This window comes from Salinimicrobium oceani (assembly GCF_012037645.1).
Genome location: NZ_JAAVJR010000044.1, coordinates 1 through 975 on the forward strand (window position 1 = coordinate 1; position 975 = coordinate 975).

Below are 975 nucleotides of genomic sequence, written 5' to 3' on the forward strand. Positions count from 1 at the left end.
GGAAAGATCATTCTTGCAATCTCCATCATTCTCTGGGTATTGGCCAGCTATGGACCGGGAGATAACTTTAGCAACGCACGTGAAATTGTGGAAGCGCAGAATATTGAAGCCAATTTACCGGATGCAGAACTGGATGAAATGGTGGCTTCGTATAAATTACAGCATTCCTATATTGGAAATATTGGTAAGGCCATCGAGCCTGCCGTGGCACCTCTCGGCTATGACTGGAAAATTGGAATAGCTATTGTGAGTTCTTTTGAGGCACGGGAAGTTTTTGTCGGCACCCTGGCTACGATTTACAGTGTGGGCAGTGATGAAGAAGAAACGATCAAGGCGAGGATGGCTTCAGAAACCAATCAAATCCTTGGCGGACCTCTCTTCACCTTCGCAAGCGGAATTAGTTTGCTGCTTTTCTATGCCTTTGCCATGCATTTCATGAGTACTCTGGCAATTGTAAAAAGGGAGACCAACACCTGGAAATGGCCTATGTACCAGTTAGTAACAATGACGGCAATAGCTTATTTGGCAGCTCTTATTGCTTTTCAAACATTAAAATAAGATGGAACTACTTCAGGAAATATTAGTCTTTATCACCTTCGCAATAGCGGTGGGATATATGTTTACGAAATTCGTCTATAAACCTAAATTTATCTTCGGAAGCAAGAAAAAAAGCGGCAAAGCCTGTGAGACCAGCTGCGGAAGCTGTCATTAATCTTCCGGAATCACTGCAGAAATGACATGCAGTATGCATCAGCAGGTATTTTGACTCCTGTTTCAGGATAGGGCCTAAGCTGTGAAAACTGCACGAAAACATCCTTAGCCACTGAAATTTCTGCTCCACCTTCCCTTATCACTATTTCCTTCTCAGAATAATTACCATTCTTTGTAATTCCCAGCAGGACCTTTGCTTCCCCGGGCCAAATACAGGTAACTTCTTTAGGGCAACGGGAATCTGAAATGACTCCTAAAAAATCG

At 43.2% G+C, this 975-nt stretch carries 1 protein-coding gene and 1 pseudogene; one reads left to right on the top strand and one right to left on the bottom strand.

The window, feature by feature from the left end; all coding sequences use genetic code 11:
• Nucleotides 1-558, top strand: a 558-nt coding sequence (locus tag HC175_RS15235; RefSeq protein ID WP_317172322.1) for a nucleoside recognition domain-containing protein, incomplete at its 5' end; no start/stop codon positions are given.
• 164 nt (nt 559-722) lie between these two features.
• Here HC175_RS15235 and HC175_RS15240 read toward each other — a convergent pair.
• Nucleotides 723-975 (bottom strand): annotated as a pseudogene (locus tag HC175_RS15240) (hypothetical protein); the annotation flags it as partial.